Below are 1,720 nucleotides of genomic sequence, written 5' to 3'. Positions count from 1 at the left end.
GAGCTTCACCGGCTGGGTGCGCTAGCCGGCCACACCCGGCCCGCACCGCCGCACCCGCACCCGCACCCGCACCCGCACCCGCACCCGCACCCGCACCCGCACCACCCAAGCGCACCGCTCATCCCGCACCACAGCCACTTCCACCCACACCACGTCCCACCTGCGGGGACGTCACGAAGACCCATGAGGACGGGACAGCCATGCCTTCTTTCGACACCCCCTCGCCCATCTCGGTCACCGCGACCGTGGAGGCCGGTTCCATCCAGTTCACCGCGAGCGACCGCTCCGACACCGTCGTCGAGGTGCGCCCCCGCGACCCCGAGCGGGACCTGGACACCCGGGCGGCCGACCAGACCGAGGTCCGCTACGCGAACGGCGCGCTGACGGTCAGGACGCCCAAGTCCGGCCGCCTGCTCGGCCGTACCGGCGTCGTCGACGTGACCGTCGAACTGCCCACGGGCTCGCACCTCGACGTGACCGGCTCCTGGACCCAGGTGCTCGGCGAGGGCCGACTCGGCAAGGTGAGCGCCAAGACCTCCGCCGGTGACGCCCGGTTCGACACCACCGGCCCGCTGAAGCTGACCGCTTCGCACGGCTCCATCACCGTGGACCGCGTCGAGGGCTCGGCCGAGATCACCACGAGCTCCGGCAGCCTGCGCGTCGGCGTGCTCGACGGACCCGCGGTCCTGAAGAACTCGCACGGCAGCACGACCGTCGAGGCCGCGACCGGCGAACTGCGGGTCCGCGGCGCCAACGGCGACATCGACATCCGGCGCGTCGAGGACTCGGTCACCGCGATCACCGCGCACGGAACCCTGCGCGTGGGCGAAGTGGCCCGGGGAACGGCCCAGCTGGAGACGTCCTTCGGCGCCATCGAGGTCGGCGTCCGGGAGGGGACCGCCGCATGGCTCGACGTCAGCTCCACCTCCGGCCAGGTGCGCAACAACCTCACCGCGTCCGACGCCCCCGAGCAGGCGGAGGACACCGTCAAGGTCCGCGCCCGCACCCGGCACGGCAACATCGACATCCGCCACGCCCGCGTCTGAGGTCCGCCGACCGAGGGGTCCGTACCGGTCCGTACTCCACGGACCCCTCGGGGATCCGCGCCCGCTCCTCCGCGCAGCCGCCCGCCCGAGCGGGTCACCCAGCCCCTCCGTACACCTCACTCCTGCGAACAGACCACTTCTTCGAAACCCCGCGAAACGGAGGGCTTCATGCCTTCATCTGTCATGCCCACGTCCAGTAGCAAGGCCGGTGTCCAGTCCCCCGTGGCCGTTTCCGCGGTGGGCCTGCGCAAGTCCTACGGGGACAAGACCGTCCTCGACGGCATCGACCTGCGCATCCCCGCCGGTTCCGTGTTCGCGCTGCTCGGCCCGAACGGGGCCGGCAAGACCACCGTGGTGAAGATCCTCTCCACCCTGACAGCGGCCGACGGCGGACGGGCACAGGTCGCGGGCCACGACGTCGCCACGGCCGGACAGGCCGTGCGGGCGGCGATCGGCGTCACCGGCCAGTTCTCCGCCGTGGACGGCCTGATCACCGGCGAGGAGAACATGCTCCTCATGGCCGACCTCCACCACCTCTCCAAGGCGGAGGGCCGGCGGGCCACCACGGAACTGCTGGAGCGCTTCGACCTGCTCGACGCGGCCGCCAAGCCCGCCTCCACCTACTCCGGAGGCATGAAACGCCGCCTCGACATCGCCATGACCCTCGTCGGCAA

General features: G+C 71.8%; 2 protein-coding genes. Both read left to right on the top strand.

Annotation, left to right across the window (positions count from 1 at the left end):
• The first annotated feature begins 200 nt into the window (after window positions 1-200).
• Window positions 201-1,046 carry a DUF4097 family beta strand repeat-containing protein gene (locus tag HW445_RS29905; protein WP_180223942.1) on the top strand — a complete coding sequence of 282 codons (846 nt, stop codon included), beginning with the start codon at window positions 201-203 and terminating at the stop codon, window positions 1,044-1,046.
• Window positions 1,047-1,214: 168 nt separating this feature from the next.
• On the top strand, window positions 1,215-1,720 hold a 506-nt coding region (locus HW445_RS29900), incomplete at its 3' end, for an ABC transporter ATP-binding protein (protein ID WP_180223941.1).

The sequence above is a fragment of the Streptomyces sp. UH6 genome, from assembly GCF_013421635.1.
Classification (GTDB): Bacteria; Actinomycetota; Actinomycetes; order Streptomycetales; family Streptomycetaceae; genus Streptomyces; species Streptomyces abyssomicinicus.
The sequence above is the reverse complement of the archived record's forward strand: the minus strand, read 5'-3'. Positions and strand labels throughout refer to the sequence as shown.

Coding starts and splice junctions, on each gene's coding strand:
- HW445_RS29905 (WP_180223942.1), top strand. CDS start 201: ATGCCTTCTTTCGACACCCCCTCGCCCATCTCGGTCACCGCGACCGTG.